Raw genomic sequence first — 24,820 nt, forward strand, 5'->3', positions numbered from 1 at the left:
TATCGTATTATACGCGAAACGAGGTGAGACTTTTTTATTATGAACATTCTATTAGTCACATTAGCATATCCAGAAAATGAAGCTCAAACAAATTTATATACTGATTTAATGTCAGAGTTCAAGAAGAACGGGCATGATGTGACAGTAGTATGTCAAAGAGAAAAAAGGAATAACAAACCGACAGAACTAATTTCACACTGCTCAATACCTGTTTTAAGAGTTCGGACTGGAAATGTGACAAAAACAAATAGGATTGAAAAAGGTATTAGTACACTTCAATTGGAATATAAGTTTCTTAAAGCAATTAAAAAACACTTTGTCAACAAAAAGTTTGATCTTGTATTATATTCCACACCACCTATTACTTTTGAGAAAGTGATTAAGTATTTTAAAGACACACAAAATGTTACAACCTATTTATTATTGAAAGATATATTTCCCCAGAATGCTGTTGATATCGGTCTAGTAAAAGAAAATAGTATAATCCATAAGTATTTTGAGAAAAAAGAAAAGTCCCTTTATGATATTAGCGATTTTATTGGTTGTATGTCAGAAGCGAATAAACAGTATTTACTCAAACATCATCCTGAAATCGATGAGCGAAAAGTTGAAGTGAATCCAAATACGATAGTTCCTACAGTGATAATAACTGATACAAGTAAAGGGGATATAAGAGAATCCTTAAATATACCTCACGAGGCCCTTCTCTTCATTTATGGTGGAAATTTGGGTAAACCCCAAGGGATTGATTTCCTCATTAAATCACTGAATCTATATAAAAATCAAGACGATGTTTATTTTTTAATTGTCGGTTCTGGAACTGAATACAATAGAATCCAACAGTATATAGGTTCAAATAAACCAACTAATATTCGACTAGAAAGTTATATGCCAAAAGATCAATATGATGAATTAGTAAGGGCGGCAGATATTGGGATGATTTATCTGGATAAACGATTCACTATACCAAACATCCCTTCAAGATTAACAGCTTATATGAATAACTCAAAACCAGTGTTAGCGGTAACGGATGTAAATACAGATTTGAAGGAAATTATAAAAGAAGCGAATTGTGGATATTACACTCCAGCTGGAGATGAACAATTATTTAAAAAAACAGTTGAAATTATAAAAAAGGAAAGAAGTAATCTACTTAATCTGGGGGATAATGGACGTAAATATTTAGAAAGTAATTTTCATGTCTCCATATCATATGAGATAATAATGAAGCATTTTGATAGATAGGATGAGATTATATGTTTAAAAATAAAACATTGCTTATAACCGGAGGAACCGGATCATTTGGAAATGCAGTTATGGAGAGATTCTTACATACAGACATTAAAGAAGTCCGTATCTTTTCACGCGATGAGAAGAAACAAGACGATATGCGTAAAGTTTATAATAATGATAAGCTAAAGTTTTACATCGGTGACGTACGTGATCTGGCCAGTGTGAAGTATGCTATGAATGATGTGGATTATGTATTTCATGCAGCTGCGCTTAAACAGGTTCCATCATGTGAATTCTTTCCGATGGAAGCAGTCAAGACAAATGTCATTGGTACTGAAAACGTATTAAATGCCTCTATTGAATATAGTGTAAAAAAAGTCATTTGTCTTTCAACAGATAAAGCAGCTTATCCAATCAATGCAATGGGGATTTCTAAAGCGATGATGGAAAAAGTATTCGTTGCTAAAGCAAAAACAGTCTCTCCAGACAAAACACTTGTTTGTGGGACAAGATACGGAAACGTTATGGCTTCTCGTGGGTCAGTGATTCCACTTTTCGTGGAGCAAATTAAAGCAGGAAAGCCGCTCACAATTACAAATCCGAATATGACACGATTCTTAATGAGTCTTGAAGAAGCTGTCGAGCTTGTAGTCTTTGCATTTAAAAATGCTGAAGCTGGAGATATTATGGTTCAAAAATCCCCTGCTTCTACAATCGCAGATTTAGCACAAGCAGTAAAAGAAGTTTTCAATGCTGATAATGAAGTGAAACTTATAGGCACACGGCATGGGGAGAAGTTATTCGAGACTCTCCTTACTAGAGAGGAACACATCGTTGCAGATGACCTAGAAGGCTTTTACAGAGTACCAGCAGATAATCGAGACCTTAATTACGGGAAGTATTTTGAAGAAGGCGATAAAAAGCTTTCGAATGACGACGAATATAACTCGCATAACACAGAGCGACTAACAATAGAACAAATCAAAGCAAAGCTTTTAGAACTTCCTTACATCCAGCATGAATTGAAAGGATGGAATCATCAGTGAAGATTCTGGTAACAGGTGCAGGAGGATTCCTTGGTAAAAACTTAGTTGCAGAGCTAAAAAATCAAGGGTATGAAGATTTACTTTTGTATACAAGAAGCCAAACTTTAAAAGATTTAGAAGAGTACACAAAGAAATGCGACTTTGTATATCACTTAGCTGGAGTGAATAGGCCAAGAAATAAAGAAGAGTTCATGGACGGAAACTATGGTTTTACATCTGAATTATTGAACCTATTAAAAAAACATAATAATGAATCACCTATACTTATTACTTCTTCTATCCAGGCTGAAAGAGACAATCTATACGGAAAAAGCAAAAAAGCTGGAGAAGACCTAATATTAGATTATTCAAAGGAAACAGGTGTAAAGGTATACGTATATAGACTGCCAAATTTATTTGGAAAGTGGAGTAAACCTAACTATAATACGGTTGTTGCAACGTATTGTCATAGTATTGCAAGAGATTTAGATATTCAGGTTACTAATCCAGAGGCAGAACTTACTTTATGTTATATAGACGATGTTTTAGAAGAATTCGTGAATGCACTAAAGGGATCTCCAACTAAATCAGATAATTACTGTACTGTTCAAACGTTATATTCAATTAAGCTAGGTAAATTGGCAGAATTAATCAAAGGCTTTAAAGATAGCAGAAGCACTTTGAGTATCCCGAATATGGAAGATGCTTTAACTAAAAAATTATATAGTACTTATTTAAGTTTTTTACCAGAAGATCAGTTTTCGTATGATTTAAAGATGAATGTGGACAACAGGGGATCTTTCACGGAGTTTATTCGAACACCTGAAAGAGGACAAGTATCAGTTAATGTATCTAAACCAGGAATTACAAAAGGGAACCACTGGCACCACACTAAAAATGAAAAATTTTTAGTAGTTAGTGGAGAAGGTCTTATCAGGTTTAGGAAAATTGATACTGAGGATATTATTGAATATAAAGTGAATGGGAACAACCTTACAGTCGTGGATATACCTACGGGTTACACCCATAGTATTGTAAATGTTGGTGAAACTGATTTAGTAACAGTGATGTGGGTAAATGAATGCTTTAATCCCGACAAACCAGACACAATATTTTTGGAGGTATTAACAAAATGAGTAAGTTGAAAATAATGACAATTGTAGGGACAAGACCTGAAATAATTAGGTTATCAGAAACAATAAAAGCATGCGATCGCTATTTTGAACAAGTATTAGTTCATACTGGACAGAATTATGATTACACACTGAACCAAATCTTTTTTGAAGAACTTGGATTGCGTGAGCCAAATCATTATTTAAATGCAGCGGGTGGTAATCTTGGGGAAACGATGGGGAACATTGTCTCAAAAGCATATGAAGTACTGGTAAAAGAGAAGCCGGATGCATTACTGATATTGGGAGATACAAATAGTTGTCTAGCAGCTATACCTGCAAAACGTCTTAAAATACCTATTTTCCACATGGAAGCAGGAAATCGTTGCTTCGATCAAAACGTTCCAGAAGAAATCAATCGTAAAATCGTAGATCATATTTCAGATATTAATTTACCTTACACTGAACACAGCCGCAGATACCTCTTATCAGAAGGAATTCGTAAAGAGCATATCTTTGTGACGGGCTCTCCTATGACAGAAGTATTGAATAAGAATATGGTTAAAATAAACAATAGTAAGATTCTTGAAGAATTAGAACTAGAAAAAGGAAAATATATTCTTGTTTCTGCACATCGTGAGGAGAACATAGATAATGAAGAGAATTTCCTTTCACTCATGAAAGCTATTAACAACATTGCTAAACAATACCAAATACCTGTCATTTATTCTACACATCCACGAAGTTGGAATATAATTGAAAAAAGAGGATTCAAATTCCATTCGCTGGTTAGACAGCTGAAGCCTTTCGGTTTTGTTGATTATAACCATCTTCAGTTAAATTCGTTTGTTGTATTGTCTGATAGCGGAACATTATCGGAAGAGTCGGCTATCCTTGATTTTCCGGGGGTGCTGATTAGGACATCTACGGAAAGGCCAGAAGTGCTTGATAAAGGTACTGTTGTGATTGGCGGCATTACGGAGAAAGAGATTGTACAGGCGGTCGATTTGAGCCGGGCTATGTGGGAGAATGAAGAGAAGAAGTATATTGCTACTGATTATAAGGATGAAAATGTTTCGATTAAGGTTGTTAAAATTGTGCAGAGTTACACAGAAATTGTGAATAATGTTATATGGAACAAAGATAAAAAAGAGTAGGTCTAAATTAAAGTGTCTGAAATATATAAGCTACTCTTTATTAATGAAATTTTACTTATAAAATTGTAAGTTTTATATTTTAAGATTATTGTATCGTGACCATATCTATTCTTAAACAGAACTGCGATAATAGATATTATGGTCAAGTAAAACTTAAAGGTATTTAATATACTCTGCTTAGATTAGGTTAATTATATTATGATATTAGGAAGGTAATCGATGAATTATATTGAGAAAGATAAAGAAAAGTATTGGTATACATTGTTCTTTTTACCCCTTTTTTTCACGCCTAGAGGTTTGTATCAAAGTTTTGTTACTGCCGACTATTTGCATTTAGGAGATAGTGGTTTTGTATTCCCGATATACTTTTTTATAGGCATATTTATTTTTTTTCTTTTATTGAAGTCATTTATTTTAAATGGTTCTTTAAGAATAATTTCTTCCGAAATCAAGTTCAATCTACTTATATTAGCCATGGTAGGACTTTTTATCTCTTCAGCAGGGGTAATAGTTCATTCTGATATATCAGTATACATTAGATATATCCAAATGCTAACAGGATTTGTAGGCTTATTTATTTCTTGGTATCTATTTGAGTATAAGCGTTTAAATGTTGAAAAGTTTTTCGGTAAATTAGGAATTTTGTATTTTATCATAATAATCTTGAATTACTTGTATTCCTTTAGCCAAGTGGGCTTAGCGAGTTTTGGACGAGGATTACAACCTTCTTTGGGCATAATAGATATTTACCAAACCCATGTTTATTATCCATTTATCATCAACACGATTCTCTTCATGAGTCTGCCATATATAATGAAAAGGTATAAGTATTTATTTTATATATATATAGGTGTGTATTTATTGTATTTATTGAGTTGGCAAGTTCGAGGAGCAATTTTATCTTTTGCAGTTATGATAGTAATTGCGATTGTTTTTAAGTTTAAACTAATACAAAAAATAGGAATTACTGTATTTTTATTTTTATTCCTTATAGCACTAGTTTATTATTTTGACCCCGAGCTAGTCCTAGGTAGATTTTCTAATATTGAAGGGGTTAAAAACTTTAGTGGGAGAACGGATATTTGGTTGTCTGTTTTTACAGACTTCAATACCTTAAAACTTATATTCGGAAACCTTTATTTTGATCAAGATGGTGTTACAGCACACAATCAGTATATAGAATTATTGGACATGGGTGGTATATTACTATTATTATCGCTGCTGGCAGTTTTATTAAATGTATTTTATTTATTATTAAAAACTATAAAAAGTAAAGCAATCAGAAATAGAAATCCAAACTTGCTTTACTATATCCTTATATTAATAGTTCAATGGATAATAGATTTTAATGTGAATGTACCGATGAGTAATACTAATCCGTCAATCTTTTATTGGTTTTATTTGAATTCAGTTTTTGTAATTTACCATCTAAATAAAAAAGGAAAACCAAGCTTAGCGATGGATAAAAATGATAGAGGTATTTGAAAGGGTGGTGAAAAAATGTATTGGTCTTTTTCATCTATATAAGTTGAACGAAGAATTCCTGTCCAATTGTAACTGTACACTTGAATCGAATAAGTAAAACACGTGTGTAGAGTATTCTAGAAAGTGAGAACTTAAACTCAACTTATGATAGTGTATAAGCAGAATTTTAAATCTTTTATAGTTATCCAACAGGTATATTTGATTTATTAGTTTCAAATATACATGAATAAGAGGTAGATATCCCTTTTTAACTTATACAATAATTCGCCCCAAAAGAATTCCAATGGCTACTTATGGTACGTATATGGTTAATTGGATCACTATATGATGTGATTTTTAAGATCGTTTTTAGGGGGAACAACTTTTTCAAGGATTAATTATACAATATATAAAACTATTTACTGGATTGGAACTAATTGAATGAAAAAAATTATTATTACTACAATAATTCTTGGACTACTCTCTATAATAACAAAAGTAATGGGATTCTTTAAAGAAATTTTAATAGCAAAGTATTATGGAACAAGTAAAGTCTTGGATGAATATTTATTATTAATGACGATACCTAATTTTATTCTTAATGTTTTAATGCCGGGACTCGGAATTCTAATAATTACGAAAATGATTAATTTTAATGATGATAATTTTCAACAAATAAAAGGAAAAAAAACTTTTCACTTTCCTATATCAAATTCAGATATAAAGTTTATTAGTTTTATTTTAACTACAATACTTTTAATGAATGTTTTTATAATGGCTATAGTTGGTAACGGAAATCAAATAATATTTAAATATATATTATTGACTTCTATTTCGGTTTTATATTTTATTCAAGTTGCTTTTACGTATATCTTTCAATCTACCAAAGAGTTTTATATAGGCTATTATGGTTCGGCGATTCAATTCATTCTTTCTATTACAATAATTATATTTGGTTTTGGGGTTATTAGTAGTAGTATTTTGTTGTTAGTATCATTATGTCTTGCATTAATATTTGAAGTATTATTTATATCAATATATTTTTCAAAACAAAAAATCAAATTTGTAAGGGTTAAGAAAGTTGAAAATAATTATTCGAAAAATCTTTTTGTCGCGGTTATTTCCTTAGGGATAGTTGAAATTATTTTCTCAATCACCAAACTAATGGCATATTTCTTAGGAGTTGATGGAAAAGTTAGCTCTATAAATTATGCATATAAAATAATGAATTTCCCATTGTCGATTGTATTATTGACACTTTTAACTGTGGTTTTTCCTGAGTTCTCAAAGATGGAAAAAGGGAAAAAAATAAAGGAATTATATAAACTTACTAATCGATTGACACATTTTTTACTGATTTCCCTAGGTTTAATTTCTATATTCACTTATTTAAATGCCCATAACATTGTTGAAACTTTATTTTTCAGGGGGGAGTTTACTTACCGTAGCGTGAATCAGACTTCATTACTACTTAAATCTATTTATTTGGTTATACCTCTTGTAGGTCTGATATCTATTATAGTAAGGGTTAGATTAGTTGAAAAGAAAAACAAAGAAATATGGTTAGCAATATTTCTCGGAGTGCTGACATTAGTTATAACACAGACAGTATCAATTGTAATGAAAAGCGAACTTTTGTTTGATATGTCTATTACCATAAGCTTTTTTCTAATGACTATAATGGTAGGTTCTAAGTTGTTAGTAAATAGGTTTTTCCTTACCTCTATAATTATTTTAGGAAGTGGGATAGTAGTTTATTACTGGTTAAGGGTATGCATGATTTATCTAACAGATTTTGATGAAAATATAATATCTTTATTTGCAGACGGTATACTTGTGCTGCTAGTAGTGTTATTAACTTATCTGTTTTCTATTAAAATGATTAGTCAAAATCCTAAATAATGAAAGAGTAAAATCAAGAGCGTCTTAATAGAATTTGTTGAAAATCCCATAACTCATAAAGAAGTATGAAGTGAAAGCTCCTGGTTATCAAATATAGTTTAGAAAAGCGGTCATCGTTATGAAAAGATTATTCGATTTTATTGTGAGTTTACTAGCCATTGTTCTTTTATCTCTAGTTGTTGGTGTGACAGCTTTACTAATTCGTTTGAAAATCGGTTCACCGGTTTTATTCAAACAACAACGTCCTGGACTTGGAGGTATGTCTTTCTATGTCTATAAGTTCCGATCCATGACGGATGAGAGGGATACGTTTGGCGAGTTGTTGTCCGACGATATGCGGTTGACTTCGTTTGGTAAGGCGGTCCGGAAATTGAGTTTGGACGAACTGCCACAGCTGTGGAATGTGTTAAAGGGCGAAATGAGTTTTGTCGGGCCGAGACCGTTGTTAATGGAGTACTTACCATTGTATAGTGAGCGACAAGTAAGACGGCATGATGTGCGTCCGGGCATTACAGGTTGGGCGCAGGTGAATGGCCGGAATGCGATTTCGTGGGAAGAAAGGTTTGAGTTGGATGTATGGTATGTGGAGAATCGGTCGTTTTGGTTGGATATCAAGATTTTATGCATGACGGTGTTGAAGGTGTTCAAGTCGGAAGGCATAAGTCAGGATGGACAGGCGACAATGACGAAGTTTGAGGGGAATACAGCTTCTTCAAGTGAGGGTGATGTGCTGTGAGGAAAATTGTAATCATCGGGGATAGTGGCCATGCTAAGGTTATTGCTGATGTTGTGAATTCAAACGATGACATGATGGTGTATGCTAGACTGGATGATAAGTATCAAGAGGTTTTCGTAGAAGGTGAACTTTTGAAGGGCCCTGTCAATCATCTGTTTGAATTGATTGGAAGTGACTCTAAGATCCGTATTGTGATTGGAATAGGATCGAATATCGTCCGAAAGAAAATTGTTTCGAACTTGAAGCTTCCTTCGGAGATGTATGTAAGTGCAATCCATTGTGATGCCATTGTTAGTCCGAGTGCGGAAATTGGTAATGGTACTGTTGTTATGCCTGGTGCTGTTGTAAATGCGGATGCAAAGATTGGAAATCACGTTATTGTGAATAGTGGAAGTGTTGTGGAGCATGATTGTGTCGTCGGAGATTACAGTCATATTTCACCTAATGCAGTCTTGACTGGTGGTGTTAGTACCGGTGAAGGGACACATATTGGTGCATCGGCTTCAATAATACCTTTAAAGAAAGTCGGTACCTGGTCGATTGTCGGTGCGGGTGCTGTCGTTGTCTCGGATATTGAAGATAATGTGACAGTTGTTGGTATGCCAGCAAGAGTAGTTAAGAGAGAAGGGTTATAATTGACTAAAAGAATATTCCTCTCGTCCCCTCACATGAGTGGGAACGAACAGAAATACATAAATGAAGCATTCGAAACAAACTGGATTGCTCCACTGGGACCCAATGTGAATGCGTTTGAAGAAGAGCTAGCTACTTATACAGAGACTCAGGGGGCGGCGGCTACTTCATCTGGTACAGCTGCAATACATTTAGCGCTGGAACTCCTTGGGGTTGAACGAGGGGACTCCGTCTTTTGTTCGAGTCTAACGTTCGTCGCAAGTGCGAATCCGATTCTATATCTGGGTGCGGATCCGGTGTTCATTGATTCGGAAGAAGAGACCTGGAATATGTCTCCGGTTGCTTTGACACGTGCTATGGAAGAAGCAAAGGCCACCGGGAAACTTCCGAAAGCTGTTATCGTAGTGAATTTGTATGGCCAAAGTGCAAAGATGGATGAACTGATGACGATTTGCGATGGGTACGGCGTTCCAGTTATCGAGGATGCAGCAGAATCGCTTGGCTCTCTTTATAAAGGAAAGAAGAGCGGCTCGTTGGGCCACTATGGTATTTATTCATTTAACGGAAATAAAATTATTACAACTTCTGGTGGCGGTATGCTTGTTTCGAACGATGTTGATGCACTGGCACGGTCGCGGTTCTTGGCAACCCAAGCACGGGACGCAGCACCCCATTATCAACATAGTACGGTCGGCTATAACTACCGCATGAGTAACATTCTTGCAGGTGTCGGACGTGCACAACTTGAGGTGTTGGATGAGCGAGTGAAGGCAAAACGTGATGTGTTTGATAGATATGTTGAGGCGTTAGGTGGGATCGAAGGCGTTCACTTCATGCCGGAGCTTGAGGGCACGTTTTCAAACCGTTGGCTTACAACTTTGACATTGGATCCGAATATTGTCAAGATAACGCCTTATGAGCTGATGGATGTCCTTGAAGCGGAGAACATGGAGGCAAGACCTGTATGGAAGCCGTTGCATCTGCAGCCGCTGTTTGAAGGGTGTAGGTTTTATGGGCATGATGAAGAGTCAGTTGTTAGTGAGCGGTTGTTTGAACAGGGCATTTGTTTGCCGTCGGGTTCGAATATGACGGTGGAGGAGCAGGAGAGAGTTATTGCTGTTTTGCTAAGTGAATTGAATCGATGAAAAAGAAGGTCCACCCATTTTCAGTCTGTTATGCAGGCATGAAGTGGGTGGTTTTTTTGTGATGAAATCATACTATTCTTATATTTGAAATAGATATGTTATAAAATGGAACAAAAAGCTTTAAATTGGCAGCTTTTGATTAGAAAACTCCCGTTTCGCTGAATTCTGATGGGACTATTAATCCCGTTAATGAGGAAGAAGCTAGATATACCAACGGATTAAACTGTGTGAGAGACTGGCACGCGGTATTAGAAAGTAGTCATCGCTTTTCCATAATGAAAATGCTAAACTAAGAACAGCAGTTGCATAAAGCGGATGGGCGGTTGACACTCCCTTGAGAAAGGGGGTGTTATAGAATGATAACTTATGAAGCTATGACGAATATACTGTTACAATTCGGTATATTCCTTGCTACAGCATTAACAGCTGTTGTGGCAATTATAGTAGCGATTGTTATCATGACTAAAAAAGAGTAACCGCCCATTACCTTTCACCAGGATACAAATGGGGGGTACTCTTTTTTGAACACTCTTTTGTTACAACTGGTCAATCGCACTTCAAGCGGTATGTTACTTGCTACTAGCTGGACGTTTCTCAGACGTTCAGCTTTTCTTATTATATGTTGATTATACCATATTCATACGAAAAGAATACCAAAAAGGTCGGTTCGTTATGATTGTTTGACATTAGGTAGGTGCTTGGCGTGACTGTCCCAAAATGTTGTCTAGAAAGTAGCCATCGCGTTTCCATAATGAAAACGCTAAACTAAGAACAGCAGTTGCATAAAGCGGATGGGCGGTTGACACTCCCTTGAGAAAGGGGGTGTTATAGAATGATAACTTATGAAGCTATGACGAATATACTGTTACAATTCGGTATATTCCTTGCTACAGCATTAACAGCTGTTGTGGCAATTATAGTAGCAATGGTTATCACTCAACTTTCGGAGTTGATTAACCCTATTGAAAACGCATTAAAACAAGGTTTACGACCTGTTGTTGAACGGGAAATATAGAAAACATCCGATTTCTTTGGTGAAATAAAGGTTCGACACCAGCCAAAGAAAGGATGTTTTCTATGTCTTCCATTTTACCAGATTCAATTCAACATGACCACCCAAAATCTCGATTTTTTACACCAATCCAATATTCGGTAGGAGAGAGGTATCTCAGCGCTTATTCTCATTCAATTCATCTTTTGGCTCGTCCTTCAGGGGAAAAACCTTTATCGGACGCTGGAATCTGGGCGTTGTCCCGATGCGTCCGAAAAAGATGTTGTATATGTGGATTTAGGTTTAAAAGTACCTGCGGCGGTCATCATAGACGATGACAAGGCTCGCTTCTTTGGGAACTGGAGACTAAACAATTATATGAAACGTAAATTTCGTAGTATCCGAAAAAAGTTAGGGAAACAAAATAAAGTAAATGCCATTCGCCAACTTGATGATAAAGAACAAAGATGGATGCAAAATCAAGACCATAAAGTAAGCCGTGAAATTGTGGATTTTGCAACCGCCAATACAATCTCTGTCATTCGATTAGAACAACTAACGATTAAGGTAACATCGCATGCCAATTACCGATACTTTTTAAAGTCGGCAAGATTAAAACCAAATCATAACAAGCCAAATTTTTTGGTATTCTTTTCGTATGAATATGGTATAATCAACATATAATAAGAAAAGCTGAACGTCTACGAAACGTCCAGCTAGTAGCAATTAACATTCCGCTTGAAGTGCGGCTAACCAAGTGTATCAAAAGAGTGTTTAAAAAAAGAGTAACCCCCATTTGGTTCCTGTGGTAGGAATGGGCGGTTACTTCTTTTTGTTGGTAAGGAGAACAATCAATGCAATAATAGCTGTTGCCATTGTTGCGAATGCTATAAAAGCTTGGAATAGCATATTCATTGCCTCATAAGTTACCATCATGTATAAACACCCCCTTTCTTAAAAGGGAGTGTTAACCGCCCACACGCTTTATGCAACTGCTGTTCTTAGTTTAGCATTGTCATTGCGGAAAAGCGAAGGCTACTTTCTAGGAGAGTTTTGAGTCAGTCGGGCTATCCACTCGCCTAAAGTTAAACAATCATAACGAATCGAACTTTTAGTATTCTTTTCGTATGAATATGGTATAATCAACATATAATAAGAAAAGCTGAACGTCTACGAAACGTCCAGCTAGTAGCTAGTAGCAAGTAACATACCGCATGAAGTGCGGTTGACCGATTGTATTGAAGGTGTTGAAAAAGAGTACCCCCCAATTTACGACCTCGGTAAAGGTAATGGGTGGTTACTCTTTTTTATTCATGATAACAATCGCAACTATAATTGCCACAACAGTTGTTAACGCTGTAGCAAGGAATAAACCAAATTGTAATAGTATACTCATCATAGCCTCATAAGTTATCATAATATATAACACCCCCTTTCTCAAGGGAGTGTCAACCGCCATCCGCTTTATGCAACTGCTGTTCTTAGTTTAGCATTTTCATTATGGAAAAGCGATGGCTACTTTCTTACAAACACGTGCCGGTCACTCACGCAACTCAGACATTCCAATCCCGTATGAGCTTCGCCATTTCGATAAAATGAAATTCCATGACATCTGTCAATTTGAACTTTTCTTTTCACTTCCGAATAACTGTTTGAATGTATAGTCGATTTTCAGGTCCATCAATTGATGAAGTGGGGCTTGATGATTGAAAAAACAGTTGATACAGAAAAAGCCCCTTGACCGATTTGCTTGGTCAGGGGGATTTTTTCTTTCTATAGGCTCTTATGGTAAGTATATCCGTCAAGCTTTGGACAGGTAACGCCATCAACAATCGGACCTTTGAAAGTAGCATTAGCAATCTAGAAATAATTTGGTTAAGTTTGAATAACCTCGCTCTCCTCATTAAAACGAACAAGTGGGTTATTAGAAAAGAAGTAATTTCTCCGAGTGTAGGCGCATATTATACCAATAATATAAACCTTTAGACACTTGAAATATTGTTAAAACCACGTAACCTATCACACTTTGATATAGAGGAAATAGTTCTAGGTTTTCGCTATTAGTCTGTTATCACATCCACAGTCGTATCTACAATGCTTTAGGATCCAGTATGTCAATAACTCACATTTCGCCCTCTCCCAAAGTTGAATTTCACCCCTTTATTTTTTTTTAGGATCCGTATCCAAGACAAACAGCTATCGGTCGCCTAGTTTTTCGCCAGAACCCACTGCTCTATTATTTCCTCGTTTTACAGGTAAGCAGATTCATCCAATCCTAAATAACTAAGCACCTTTTTCTGTTTATAGGTGAGCAACCCTCCAAATTGGTGTTGCCAATATACCTAAAAGTATCAAATGTACAGTATCGCCCGGGGGTGTTAGACATTGAGCGTCTACGGAATTCGAGGTTGTTTGATAATTGTGCCCAGTGGATTTAAGTAGCATTCTTAATAAATATAATCAATTTTTATGGTCATGTGGTTCATTCCTTCCGTTCGAATAAGTGGATAAATTACTATTCGATAGGCCGGGCTAAAATACCTTTAAGGGTTGTCTAAGGGTTGTCTAAGGGTGCGGAATGTGAGAATAATGTATAAAGTAGTCCGTTTTTCCCGATAATATTTAAAAACACTTCAGGTGTGTTGATTATGAATAAGATTCCAAATGTTCCCGTGATAGTTGGTGCGACTGTTAATATAAGTTTAGTGTTGATAATCGAAATAATTACTTTAAGGACTAAACTATGATAAAGTAGGAGTTGATAAATATATGTTAAAAGGAGTGATTTTGATGAGTTATCGCTTCAATACGAGAATTAAAAAAAGATATGAATGGGTCAGTGAACCAGAAAAGACATTTGAAAATGAATATAGTAAGTATCTTCTTACTTCCCTAAATGTTAAAGTAGAACTTAAAAATCTTTTTATTAAGGCTGAAGAAGCTTTTAAATTTGCTGTTGATTTGCATATCACTATACCTGATGACGGAACAGGTGAATATGAAGAGATTAAATTCAAGGTGCATAATTGTGAATTATATATTGAGAATAGATTCAAAACAAAAACTGAGGAAATAATCTATGGAACACTTTTTTCGGAGTCAACTTATGAAAGATTCACTGAGATTGTTGAATCATATATGAGTGTAATAAATAGAAGTTACAAAACGGAAATGGAAAATCAACTTTACCAAGTTGAAAGAATAGTGACTGGAATACATGGACTATTAGATGATTTGCAATTTACACTTGAATTAAATAATTTATTTAATATTAAAAGTACTAAACCTCAAACAAAAGCAACTGGAATTGATTATAGTCATGTTGAATTAGAAAAGGAAGGATGCAAATTAGATATTAAAGAACCAATTTGTGCATAGGGAGGGGAGTATTATGGAGTTAAATTCGAAAAAATATCAAGACCTAATAAATGATATAGATATAGATGAAATTATCCTTAGAAATCTTGCAGTTAATAATCCTTCCGAATTACTCCAAGAGAACATTCAAATATCAACAGAACATAGTATTTCTGACTATAGAAGAGAAGGGGATTTATTTAAAGTATTGACGGAGTTTGTTGTAAATGGGACTGGAAGTAGTCAAGATATATTTTCGATTCACTTTACTTTAGAAGTGGTTTATAAATTAGATAAACAGTATAACTTTGAAAATCAATATTTTGATTTATTTACACAGAATAATGTCCCCGTTAACGTTTGGCCTTTTGCTAGAGAATTAGTAAGTAATTTAACAATGAGAATGGGATTACCACCTTTGCTTTTACCAGTATTAAGGGTTAAGTGAGTATTAATGACGACAACGACACATACTCAGTACATATTGTATAAGCCGAAAAAAGGTATAACATGGGATAACTATGAAATTAATGATTTTATTGTGGGTCTTTTAGAAATTATAGAAAAAAGCAATCAATACTTTCTCGTTATTGCTAATATATTAGAACGCTATAAAAATCCAGATAATGATTCGTCAAGTCAATATGTACGGAATAGAGACCTGGAGGATATTGTCATTCGGTATCCAGAAATCAAGGATAACACTGAAAAAACTAAAGAACTTATTCAATTGTTAAACAGTCTATACTCTATGAGTAGTCAATCTATTGGTGATATTAGAGGGAAAGTACTTGAGGCTATTATTTATAAATATGGCCCGAAAAATTTTGCAATCTCGGCTGATACTGTAAGGTGTTTAGAAGCGATTATCTCATACGAAACAGAAAATAATATACTTGGTATAAATAACTCTGACTTTGATTTCACTTATCATGACAGTAATGGAATTACATCTTCAATTCCTGATTACATTGAATGTAAAGCAACTATAGATGGTTCAGTTCAGGTCGGAGTACCAATGAGCGATTTAAAACCTGGGAAGTTAAAGAAGTGGGATTATGCTAAAAGTATTTTTGAAAGTTTAAAGAAAAATGCAGGAATTGAACCAAATATCTATCTTGCTTGTCTTAATTCTCACATAGCTGATGTTCAAGAACATGTGAATTTAGAGGGGTATAGTTGTGTTACAATACTTAATAATAAAGAAATATTTCGATTGATAAGATAGTCCCACCCTGAGATTAAGAATATTTAAACTGTCTAACTGAGCGTGTTCAAAAAGTATGCTTTTATTGAAAAAACCTCTCCAAATCCACCATACGTAGGGTGGTGTGAGAGGGACAAATGGAGGTTAGTCGCCCTCCCCTATCTCAATTATCAATCACTTCTTCAACCCTATCGTATAACCCGGATTACAATCATCAAGCCCTAATTCCCATTGCAGAGGCAGGGCTTATCTTAGGGGCAAGCAATTTGAATTACAATTCCGAGCCAAATAGCATACGTCCATATGCAAGTAAAGCATATAACGAAGTATTAAAATTGAGACTTCTTTAGGAGTGCGGGAGAACTGTTATTGGTGATAGTATCAAGAATTGATTTCCTTTCTGCTGTATTATCTTGTGACTTTTCAAAGAGTCGCGTCCTTAAAGGGGGAATGCCTATGCTGAAACAATATGTTGGAAAAGTGGAATGCGTACTTGGTAACTGGGTTGTTAAAGCAATTCTCCTGGCATTGAGCGTAGTATTATGTTTCCCGCAGCCCTAAGAGAGTCTCCCGGAATATGGTGAAAAGAAAGCGATTATCTAGGTTCATTATGGATAATCATTTTCTGCATTCTTATTTAAGTAGCTGCACCGATTTGCCAATCGGCACCGCCCGCTAGTCATCCAAATTTACTTTTTATGCCATCATTCAATTAACGTTTTGAACCAGTAAATAAGTAGAACCTTTAAAATCTCCAAAAACCATGTTAAAACAAGTAGTAAAACTGTCATTAGTAGTGTTGTTGTCATTATCAATCACCTCGTTATGAGGTATTAATCATAGGATAGCTTAATTGTAGGGGATAATACCAAATGATATAAAGAGGGGGAATAGTTCCTGCTATTTGTTTCCGATGATGCTAATCTATTGGACCAGGCACGCTCAGAACTACGATATGAACTAGCGGTATAGTTGCACTAAAATTCTAGTTAAATTATACTGTTAGTAGTAATAATTTGTATTTTTCAAGTCTCGTGATCGGTGAAAGAAATGTAGATTTTGATTGATAGCATCTACTATAGTACTAACAATGTGTAACATTGGAGGGTATACTGGGGATTCTACTAAACTATATGGAGGATTGAAGATGAAAAAATCAAACTATGAAAAAATATTCAAAGCTATGTTGGCAACAACAGTCGCGACAGGGGTTTTTGTTGCCGCTGCACCTGTAAATACGATGGCGGCGAAGTCTACATTTTCTGATGTCAAGGATATCCCAGGTCAGCATTTTTATGAAGCTGTCACGGACTTTTCCGCAAGAGGCATGATTAGTGGGTATTCTGATGGATCATTCAAACCAAATAAAAACATTACTCGCCAGGATGCTGCAAAACTCTTAGCTCTTTCGTTAGGCTTGGATACGGTAAACGTCAAGAATCCAGGATTTAAAGATGTTAGCAAAACGAGCCCAAACTACGGGTATATTGCAGCCCTTGTTGAAGCAGGAATCATTTCGGGTTATGAAGATAATACATTCAAGCCTGATGGTAGTCTGTCAAGGGCACAAATGGCGAAAATAATTGTACTCGGCTTTGAATTCGTAGAAAAGGGATCTGTAAAACTTCCGTTTAGCGATATCAATGCTAAGCAATGGCATGTTGAATATGTCCGGACACTTTATTCTAAAAAAATTACAACTGGTACGACACCTACAAAATTCTCGCCTAACGCGCTCGTGACGCGCGGACAAATGGCTTCATTCGTCTTTAGAAGTGAAGCAATAACAAAAGTGCCGAAACCAGAACCAAAACCAGAACTAGAACCAAAACCAAAACCAGTTGATGAAGATAAGGTAGCGGTAGAAGCAGCAGCCAACCAACTAAAAGCTGGTGCAGTAACTGTTTCACGCGGAAACGATGCAACTAATGAAAACAAACTTGTTGCGGTACAAACGTATGTCACTTCACTTGTCACTGAAAAAGGTGTTGTCGTAAAAGCCGCTACAGGCACTACTGCTGGCAATTATATAATTACACTTACAAAAGGTGAAGCGAAAGTAGATAAAACGATTGCTGTAACATTTGACTTTGCAGCGGGCGATCGTTTTGTTACTGAAGTGAAAGCGATTAATGCGAAACAAGTTGAAGTTAAATTTGCAACACCTATTGTTAAAACAACAGTACTAAACGCTTCGAATGAAGTTCAAAATATGACATTTACGATGGTCACTAGTGCGACTGTAAACCCAGGTCAACTTAAAGGCTCATTATCTGAAGATGGTAAAACGTTAACGATTACTGCAAATGGGGTCTTTGATGGCGAGTATGCTTTCAAATCAACGGCTGAAATTAAATCAGTAACAGGTGAAAAGTTCGAGGAGTATACAGCTATTGTAAAGGCGAATGATAAAGTTGCACCAAAATTCGTTTCAGGATCAGCTGCTGCGAAAACATATACTAATTCGTTTGCCCTACTTTTCGATGAGCCTGTTAATGCTGCTGGAGTTATCGCGTATGTAAATGATGTGGCAGCGACTGTTTCTAACAATTCTACGAATCCTAATCGTTTGGATGTCACTGCTAACACACAAGTTATAGCGGGCACTACCGCAACAATTAAATTAACGAATGTAAAAGATTATAATAACAACTTCACATCTCCAAATCCTGTAGAAACTACACTTACAATTACTGCTGATACAGTTGCTCCAACTGTGTTAAATGTAAAGGTTATAGGAGAAAACAGAGTAGAAATGACGTACGATAAAAATATGAACATCGCGTCATTCACAGGAAAGGCTCGTATAGTACAAGCGAATGGAACTGTGACGCATCTTACAGCTTCGGCCGGTACTAATGAGAAAACCGTTGTCCTAACAGGAGCAGGATTATTTTTCAATGATACTTATAATGCCATTCTATTTGTTGATGCTGACGTGAAAGATACTGTTGGAAACAGTGCAGCTCTATATTCATCTAGCGTTACTTTATACAAGGATACTATTGCTCCAGCATTAACAACTGTTGAATTTAAAGACGGTAAAATTGTAGCGAATTTCACTGAAGATATTGCAACGGCTGGAAACAATGCAATTACAGTCATTGATCAAACGACAGGTGTTGCAACTTCAGTTTACCTTAATTATTACAGTGCGCAGAATGCAGTGATTGCTAACAATACACTAACAATCGCTCACGCTTTGCCAAATGGCACTTATCAATTGCGCCTACCAGCTAACACCGTCGTTGATAAAGCAGGCACGCCTAATCCAAATGCGATTGCAACACAAACGTTTATTGTTCAAAATGTAATATCATCGGATACTACACGCCCTGTAGTTAGTGCTGTTACAAACTATCCTGTAGCGAATGGAAGAGTTGAACAAACGGCTATTTATACAGTGACTGATGCTGATAGTGGGGTTAACCTAGCTGCCGTTCAAGACATCAATAACTATACTTGGGATGGAAAAGCATTACCTCTAGGGTCTTATGTAACAACAGTTATCACTGGATCCGCAGATAAAGCTACATCTGTTGCCGTAACCGTACATGTACCATCTGCTAGTGTACCAACTACCAAAACAGCGACATTTACTGTCAATAACCTTCGAGATAACGCAGGTAACACCATTGCATCTGCCGGAGCGGGTGAGGTTACATTTGTTAGCAACTACCAAAACTACAACCAACCAGAATTCAATTATGCTAAAATTGATTATGACAACACTTCACTCATACTTGGTTTCAGTGAGGCAATTCACTCTTTAGATGCAAGCGATTTCGAAATTACACTTAATGGTCACCTTCTAAAGACAAGTTCAATTGCTGCCATTTACCGTTCTAATACAAATTCAAATACAAATTCAAATACATTTGTCACAAGTATCAACGCCTCTGTCGGTAACGATGTTTGGATTGATGGAAGAACTAGAGATGTCATTTACTTGGACACGAATGGTAACTCAAGGTATGATACAGGAGACTTACTCCTTGAAGTTGTAGATTCTTCAACTTATAGGTATGATGCAACGAATTCAGTTCTAGTCAATTTGAATGCCAATTATGTAACAAGTTTAAGAGTCAAACTTGTTCAAGACAATCATTCACCTGTTCAAGGTTTGCAAGGGAACTATGCTTTATTTAATCGAGAAATCATAGTGAGATAAAGAATGGATGCAGGATTTTTTAGAGTGTGATATTTATTGGGACGCTTTCTGTTTGATCAGACGGAAGGCGTCTCTTTTTTTAAAAAGTATTTGGTTCACTAACACTTGGATTTTATAAAATTTATAGAATGGAAGATCCTCCTAAACCGGGGGCTTTTTCTATATCGTTCATTCAATTTCGTTGTGTGAGTGACTGCCTTGTGGTATTGACAGAAAAAGCCCCTTGACTGAAAATTGGTCAGGGGACTTTTTTTGTACCAACCTCTTGTTTCCAGTGATGCATTGAGTCATAGACACTTTTTAGCAATACAAGCGTGTGATTGAGAAAAGAACTACCTACAAGTGTATATTTATAGAGGGATTTTCCTTTCATCGGGGTCTAATATGACGGCAGAGGAACAGGAGAAAGTTATTGCAGTTTTGCTAAGTGAATTATATTGGTGAGAAAAGAGGAGCGTCCATCCATTTCCCATCTGTCAAGCAGAGAGGAAGGGAATGGGGGCGGTTATTTTTATAGTGCAATTATACTACTATTTTGTTATAATAAACAGAATAAATAGTATGGTAAAAATGACACTATGGGGGAGCGCAATTATGAATTTACATGTTGTAATAGGGGATAACCGCTACACGCAACAACTTTTGGATCGATTAAATGAGAAAGACAATGGCATTATCGTGATTGCTGACCCGAAATACAAGGGAATAAAAAGGGGTGACGGGGTGACGTATGTCTGTATGAGTTATGTGAAAGAGGTTGCGGATCTCCATGAGAAGATTTATGTCTACACGTGCACATTCGAGGGCAAAGAGTTCAAGCGATGGAGAAAAAGAAGGGCACAGTGAAAATGCCATTGTAGATTATGCAGTAATGGAAGTTGAATGGAGTATATATAAAAGGAAGTGCTTGTAGTAATGATAAAAGCGCAAGTACAAAAACTAAAGGTAGAACTGGAAAAACGCTTAGGTTGATCTCAACAGTTCATTCGGTATTATTTACAGCCACAATTTGTGTAGGATTTGAAGTAACTGGATGAGAATTTGGCATCCGACACACGAGAAAAGAACCCGTTGCTTTTTTTGGAGCGACGGGTTCTAATTTTTTTTTGCGAGATCTATTCTTTATTTTTTGCTTGTACCTAAAATTTCAAATATAATTTTCGCATGATCCGAATTATCTAATAACCCTGCAAAACGATCCTTAGTTGGACCAAAAGCATATACGGGCACGTCTTCACCAGTATGTCCGCTGGTTGTCCAGCCTGTATAAGAACGCTTGTCAAAAATTAGTTTGATTTTATTATTGATATCACTAGCTTTTTCACCAGCAGCTCTAACAGATTCGATTTCAACTTCTGTCAGTGGTAATAAATCTTGATCGATATAGCTTTTTAAAGTTTTCTCTACATCTGCACCATTTGTAATTTCATTTGCCATAAAGGCAGGTGTACGTTTTGCAGCTTTGATTGCATCACCGAACCAGTTATAATTACCATCTGCGCCTATAGATAATCCGCCGGTTGAATGGTCAGCAGTTGCCACGACTAGTGTATGCTTATCTTTTTTCGCAAACTCAATCGCTACTTTAAAAGCTTTTTCAAAGTCCTCCATTTCGCTCATTGCACCAACAATGTCATTGTCGTGGCCAGCCCAGTCAATTTGGCTACCTTCAATCATAAGGAAGAAACCATTTTCGTTTTTACTTAAGCGATCGATTGCTGAAGTAGTCATTTCTTCAAGTGATGGAATATCTTCTGAACGATCAATCATTTTAGGAAGACCGCCAGTAGCAAACAGTCCAAGAATTTGAGCGTTATTATCCTTTAGTAGTTCATCTGTAGTAGTTACATAGCTAAATCCATCTTGTTTAAAGGATTCTGTAAGATTCACATCTTTACGCTCAAAGTTTGATTTTCCACCGCCAAGAAGGACGTCAATTTTATGTTTACCATTGATCAATTCGTTATAATAATCATCGGCAATGGCATCCATATTCTTCCGACTTTCATTGTGAGCACCAAATGCAGCAGGCGTTGCATGGGTAATTTCTGAGGTAGCAACTAGCCCAGTCGATTTCCCTGTTTCTTTTGCAGCCTCTAAAACAGTTTTAACGTTAGATTTGTTTTTATCTACAGCGATTGCAGCGTTATATGTTTTTACACCTGCAGACATTGCAGTTGCTGCAGAAGCCGAATCTGTTATCGTTTGCTCTGGATCGTCCGGATAAGTCATTTGCTGACCAACAAGGTACTTGTCAAACGCTGTTTGTTCAACAAAGGGTGTAGTGAGATCGTCTTTCAAATAACGATAAGCCGAAGTATAGGAAACTCCCATTCCATCACCAATGAGGAAAATCACATTTTTGATTTCAGCTTTGTTGTTTTCTTCTGTTTCACTCGCTTGAACGGTTGGATTAGCGATTGTACTGACTAAACTTCCGACCAGAACAGTGGAAAGAACTGCGACTGGGATAACCTTCTTAAAAAACCTCTTTTTCACCAATGTAAAACCTCCTATTTTTTTCTTCCATCAAAGGTAATTATAATGTGGAATTGTTAATCTCATATGAAGGACATGTAAATTTATATTAATAGTGTGTGAAGAATTGGGCTAGCACGCGTAGTCACTCACACAACTAAGAATTATCCAGCATCTTGAAGAAGTGAAATTGTTACTTTTCTACTGTAAATGCTATGTGTATTTGTTTGGTTTTTTTATGCTACATTACTGATAATCATACGAATGGAGAAATCCAGATGAAATTGAGGGTCTTCATTAGACGGAAGTTAGATAAACAAGCGTTAAACCACTCCAAGAGAAGTTCAATGTACGGATGTGGGAGTCGGAAAGTGAATCGGTTCAGCTCGAAATTTGATTGAAGGAAAGGGGCTAATACAGATGTGCTTTGGACGGTTTTGACAGATTCAGTGGATCGAAAAGTATTGGAAGTAGCACCTAAGTTGAAGGACGTTTTTAATCTGGCGGTGAGGTATAACAATATTGATATTGAAGTTGCGAAAGAACGTGGAATAATTGTGACGAATACACGAGGTGTTCTGACAGAGACGACGGCAGACCTTGCGTTTTACGCTTCTCTTTGCGGCAGCTCGCAATAACTCAGGCGGAAATCAAACTGGACGCACATTGGACACTGACGGGCTTTACTAGCATGGGGAGGATTGGTGAAGCGGTCGCGCGTCGAGCGAAAGGGTTAGATATGCATGTATTTTATGTTAATCACAACAAACCCTAACTATTAAAATAGGAGAATTAGAATAAGGAATGTTATGAGGAAACTCCTATGAAATCTCTTCACTTTAGTTTTAACGTTTTCACTAGTTCCATAGGCAAAGGCTTCCAAAGAAAGTTTTAAAGATGTGCCTGTAAACTATGCATATTGTAAGGAAGTAATTTTTTTGGAGAAGGGCATTATCCAACTGTAAGAAAAGTTCGGGATTCATGAATAGGTTAACAGAGAAGAAGTTGCGGTAATGGTAGCAAAAACGGTAGGGCTTGACGCGAAGCGTACAAAAACGAAATTTAAAGATGTCCTCGAGATCAGATCATCATCTGGATATATTAATTCAGCGATTAAAGCAGGAATAATAAATAGATATCCAGATGGAACATTTAACCTGTACATATAATTCTTTATTTATTGTTGATACAATGGGATATCAAATAGCAAGTTCAAAACCAAATTCTGATCCGAAAAGTGACATAGCCTCTCTAAGTGGAAATCTCAAGTGGCAATATAATGAATTTATTGGAACTAAACTAGATGTTGGAGCAGACGTTATTTTGTTCCCTCTAGATGCAAAGAAAACTAGATCGATAGAAATAGCATAAATTGTAGTTGGTAAATTTAACCTTTAAAAATAGGGAATTTAATATGAGAAGGCTGATAATTAAGGGGCATATGAATTTAGTGAATTGCCTGCTGGAGTTTACGTTACGCTGTATATTTCTACAAAAATAATTAGAGATTATAAAGAACCGTTCAATGAAGATATGTTAAATCAGCTATCACTCTATATTACAGAATACGTACACAAGATCTAGGAATTATTATGAGAAGTAATGTACTAAACGAACCAAAGGAACTGAATTTGAAAAGCTGTAAGTAAACTCCTAAACAATTCTTGCCTCTCGTCGATATAATGATAGTACTAGAACTATAATAGAGTAGGAAGGACTGATTTATATGAAATTTTTTAAAAGTTTACAAATATTTTTAATAGCTATCCTTATTATTGGCATAGCTATTCCAAATTCAACAGAAGCTGCAACTGCTATAAGTAACGATTTGATGAATATTAAAAAGACTGTAAGTAAAAACAGCCTTGTGAAAGGTGAGACGACGGACGTAACGCTTACTGTGAAGGGGGCGCTGAAAGATTCAACCTTTGTAAAATCGAATGACGTTTTCTTAATCGTTGATAAGTCAGGCAGTATGGGTGCCGATAACAGACTTACGGCAGCAAAAGAAGCTACAAAAGTTATAGGTAGTGTGGATGTCAAACTTCTGAACGCTGATGGACAAATGGCGGTATTGACAAAAGGATTTACCCACACAGAACCTGGGCTAGCACCTGCACCTGAAATCACTTCGTTATCCGAAGATAGTATCTCAATAGGGAAAACTAAAAATATTTTTATAAATGCTAAAAACTTCAAGGCAGATTCA

Annotated in this window: 23 protein-coding genes and 1 pseudogene; 22 read left to right on the forward strand and 2 right to left on the reverse strand. The window is 36.0% G+C overall.

Annotation, left to right across the window (positions count from 1 at the left end; genetic code table 11):
- Positions 1-39 precede the first annotated feature (39 nt).
- The 12 genes and pseudogenes from H4683_RS17210 to H4683_RS17260 all read left to right on the forward strand — a co-directional run.
- Positions 40-1,245, forward strand: coding sequence for a glycosyltransferase family 4 protein (locus H4683_RS17210; protein WP_192600067.1), 1,206 nt, complete (start codon positions 40-42; stop codon positions 1,243-1,245).
- Between the two features lie 11 nt (positions 1,246-1,256).
- On the forward strand, positions 1,257-2,279 hold the full coding sequence (locus H4683_RS17215) for a polysaccharide biosynthesis protein (protein ID WP_192600068.1): 1,023 nt from the start codon (positions 1,257-1,259) through the stop codon (positions 2,277-2,279).
- Positions 2,276-3,394: a polysaccharide biosynthesis C-terminal domain-containing protein gene (locus H4683_RS17220; protein ID WP_192600069.1), complete on the forward strand. Its 1,119-nt coding sequence runs from the start codon at positions 2,276-2,278 to the stop codon at positions 3,392-3,394. Before H4683_RS17215 ends, H4683_RS17220 begins: the two co-directional genes overlap by 4 nt.
- Positions 3,391-4,527 carry a non-hydrolyzing UDP-N-acetylglucosamine 2-epimerase gene (wecB, locus tag H4683_RS17225; protein ID WP_192600070.1) on the forward strand — a complete coding sequence of 379 codons (1,137 nt, stop codon included), beginning with the start codon at positions 3,391-3,393 and terminating at the stop codon, positions 4,525-4,527. The genes H4683_RS17220 and wecB overlap by 4 nt, the downstream gene beginning before the upstream one ends.
- A gap of 219 nt (positions 4,528-4,746) precedes the next feature.
- A complete protein-coding gene (locus tag H4683_RS17230) occupies positions 4,747-6,012 on the forward strand; it encodes a hypothetical protein (protein WP_192600071.1) in 1,266 nt (421 codons plus the stop codon).
- Between the two features lie 420 nt (positions 6,013-6,432).
- Complete coding sequence (locus H4683_RS17235; protein ID WP_192600072.1) at positions 6,433-7,893, forward strand: lipid II flippase MurJ; 1,461 nt, start codon at positions 6,433-6,435, stop codon at positions 7,891-7,893.
- Positions 7,894-8,011: 118 nt separating this feature from the next.
- Entirely contained in the window at positions 8,012-8,629 is a 618-nt protein-coding gene (locus tag H4683_RS17240) for a sugar transferase (protein WP_192600073.1), read from the forward strand.
- Entirely contained in the window at positions 8,626-9,264 is a 639-nt protein-coding gene (locus H4683_RS17245; RefSeq protein WP_192600074.1) for a NeuD/PglB/VioB family sugar acetyltransferase, read from the forward strand. The genes H4683_RS17240 and H4683_RS17245 overlap by 4 nt, the downstream gene beginning before the upstream one ends.
- A 33-nt stretch (positions 9,265-9,297) precedes the next feature.
- A complete protein-coding gene (locus H4683_RS17250) occupies positions 9,298-10,407 on the forward strand; it encodes an aminotransferase class I/II-fold pyridoxal phosphate-dependent enzyme (RefSeq protein WP_275403095.1) in 1,110 nt (369 codons plus the stop codon).
- 356 nt (positions 10,408-10,763) lie between these two features.
- Positions 10,764-10,883, forward strand: coding sequence for a putative holin-like toxin (locus tag H4683_RS22625; RefSeq protein ID WP_476715144.1), 120 nt, complete (start codon positions 10,764-10,766; stop codon positions 10,881-10,883).
- Between the two features lie 356 nt (positions 10,884-11,239).
- A complete protein-coding gene (locus tag H4683_RS17255; protein WP_192600087.1) occupies positions 11,240-11,422 on the forward strand; it encodes a hypothetical protein in 183 nt (60 codons plus the stop codon).
- 258 nt (positions 11,423-11,680) lie between these two features.
- Positions 11,681-11,959: pseudogene (locus H4683_RS17260) on the forward strand (RNA-guided endonuclease TnpB family protein); the annotation flags it as partial.
- A gap of 261 nt (positions 11,960-12,220) precedes the next feature.
- Here the strand turns inward: H4683_RS17260 and H4683_RS22630 are convergent.
- On the reverse strand, positions 12,221-12,334 hold the full coding sequence (locus H4683_RS22630) for a putative holin-like toxin (protein ID WP_476715145.1): 114 nt from the start codon (positions 12,332-12,334) through the stop codon (positions 12,221-12,223).
- A gap of 1,833 nt (positions 12,335-14,167) precedes the next feature.
- Between H4683_RS22630 and H4683_RS17265 the strand changes: the two genes are divergently transcribed.
- The 5 genes from H4683_RS17265 (at position 14,168) to H4683_RS17285 (ending at position 20,979) form a co-directional block, all read left to right on the forward strand.
- A complete protein-coding gene (locus tag H4683_RS17265) occupies positions 14,168-14,776 on the forward strand; it encodes a hypothetical protein (RefSeq protein ID WP_192600076.1) in 609 nt (202 codons plus the stop codon).
- A gap of 13 nt (positions 14,777-14,789) precedes the next feature.
- Positions 14,790-15,203, forward strand: a complete 414-nt coding sequence (locus tag H4683_RS17270) for a protein-export chaperone SecB (protein ID WP_192600077.1) — start codon at positions 14,790-14,792, stop codon at positions 15,201-15,203.
- 6 nt (positions 15,204-15,209) lie between these two features.
- Positions 15,210-15,983: a hypothetical protein gene (locus H4683_RS17275; protein WP_192600078.1), complete on the forward strand. Its 774-nt coding sequence runs from the start codon at positions 15,210-15,212 to the stop codon at positions 15,981-15,983.
- Positions 15,984-17,109: 1,126 nt separating this feature from the next.
- Positions 17,110-20,133, forward strand: coding sequence for an S-layer homology domain-containing protein (locus tag H4683_RS17280; RefSeq protein ID WP_192600079.1), 3,024 nt, complete (start codon positions 17,110-17,112; stop codon positions 20,131-20,133).
- A 594-nt stretch (positions 20,134-20,727) separates the two neighbouring features.
- Positions 20,728-20,979 carry a hypothetical protein gene (locus tag H4683_RS17285; RefSeq protein ID WP_192600080.1) on the forward strand — a complete coding sequence of 84 codons (252 nt, stop codon included), beginning with the start codon at positions 20,728-20,730 and terminating at the stop codon, positions 20,977-20,979.
- A gap of 276 nt (positions 20,980-21,255) precedes the next feature.
- On the opposite strand, the gene H4683_RS17290 is transcribed toward H4683_RS17285, so the two are convergent.
- A complete protein-coding gene (locus tag H4683_RS17290; RefSeq protein WP_192600081.1) occupies positions 21,256-22,635 on the reverse strand; it encodes an alkaline phosphatase in 1,380 nt (459 codons plus the stop codon).
- A gap of 398 nt (positions 22,636-23,033) precedes the next feature.
- On the opposite strand from H4683_RS17290, the gene H4683_RS17295 reads away from it, so the two are divergent.
- The 5 genes from H4683_RS17295 to H4683_RS17315 form a co-directional block, all read left to right on the forward strand.
- The gene (locus H4683_RS17295; protein WP_192600082.1) at positions 23,034-23,249 is read left to right on the forward strand and encodes a hypothetical protein; all 216 of its coding nucleotides are present in this window, start codon (positions 23,034-23,036) and stop codon (positions 23,247-23,249) included.
- A complete protein-coding gene (locus H4683_RS22475) occupies positions 23,231-23,386 on the forward strand; it encodes an NAD(P)-dependent oxidoreductase (RefSeq protein ID WP_192600083.1) in 156 nt (51 codons plus the stop codon). The genes H4683_RS17295 and H4683_RS22475 overlap by 19 nt, the downstream gene beginning before the upstream one ends.
- Positions 23,387-23,624: 238 nt before the next feature.
- Positions 23,625-23,780 (forward strand): S-layer homology domain-containing protein, encoded by a 156-nt coding sequence (locus H4683_RS22480; protein ID WP_192600084.1) that lies wholly within the window; start codon positions 23,625-23,627, stop codon positions 23,778-23,780.
- On the forward strand, positions 23,755-23,982 hold the full coding sequence (locus H4683_RS17310) for a hypothetical protein (RefSeq protein ID WP_192600088.1): 228 nt from the start codon (positions 23,755-23,757) through the stop codon (positions 23,980-23,982). The genes H4683_RS22480 and H4683_RS17310 overlap by 26 nt, the downstream gene beginning before the upstream one ends.
- A gap of 355 nt (positions 23,983-24,337) precedes the next feature.
- Positions 24,338-24,820 (forward strand): hypothetical protein (locus H4683_RS17315; RefSeq protein WP_192600085.1); only part of this gene is annotated, 483 nt, incomplete at its 3' end.

The sequence above is a fragment of the Sporosarcina limicola genome, assembly GCF_014873855.1.
GTDB lineage: Bacteria > Bacillota > Bacilli > Bacillales_A > Planococcaceae > Sporosarcina > Sporosarcina limicola.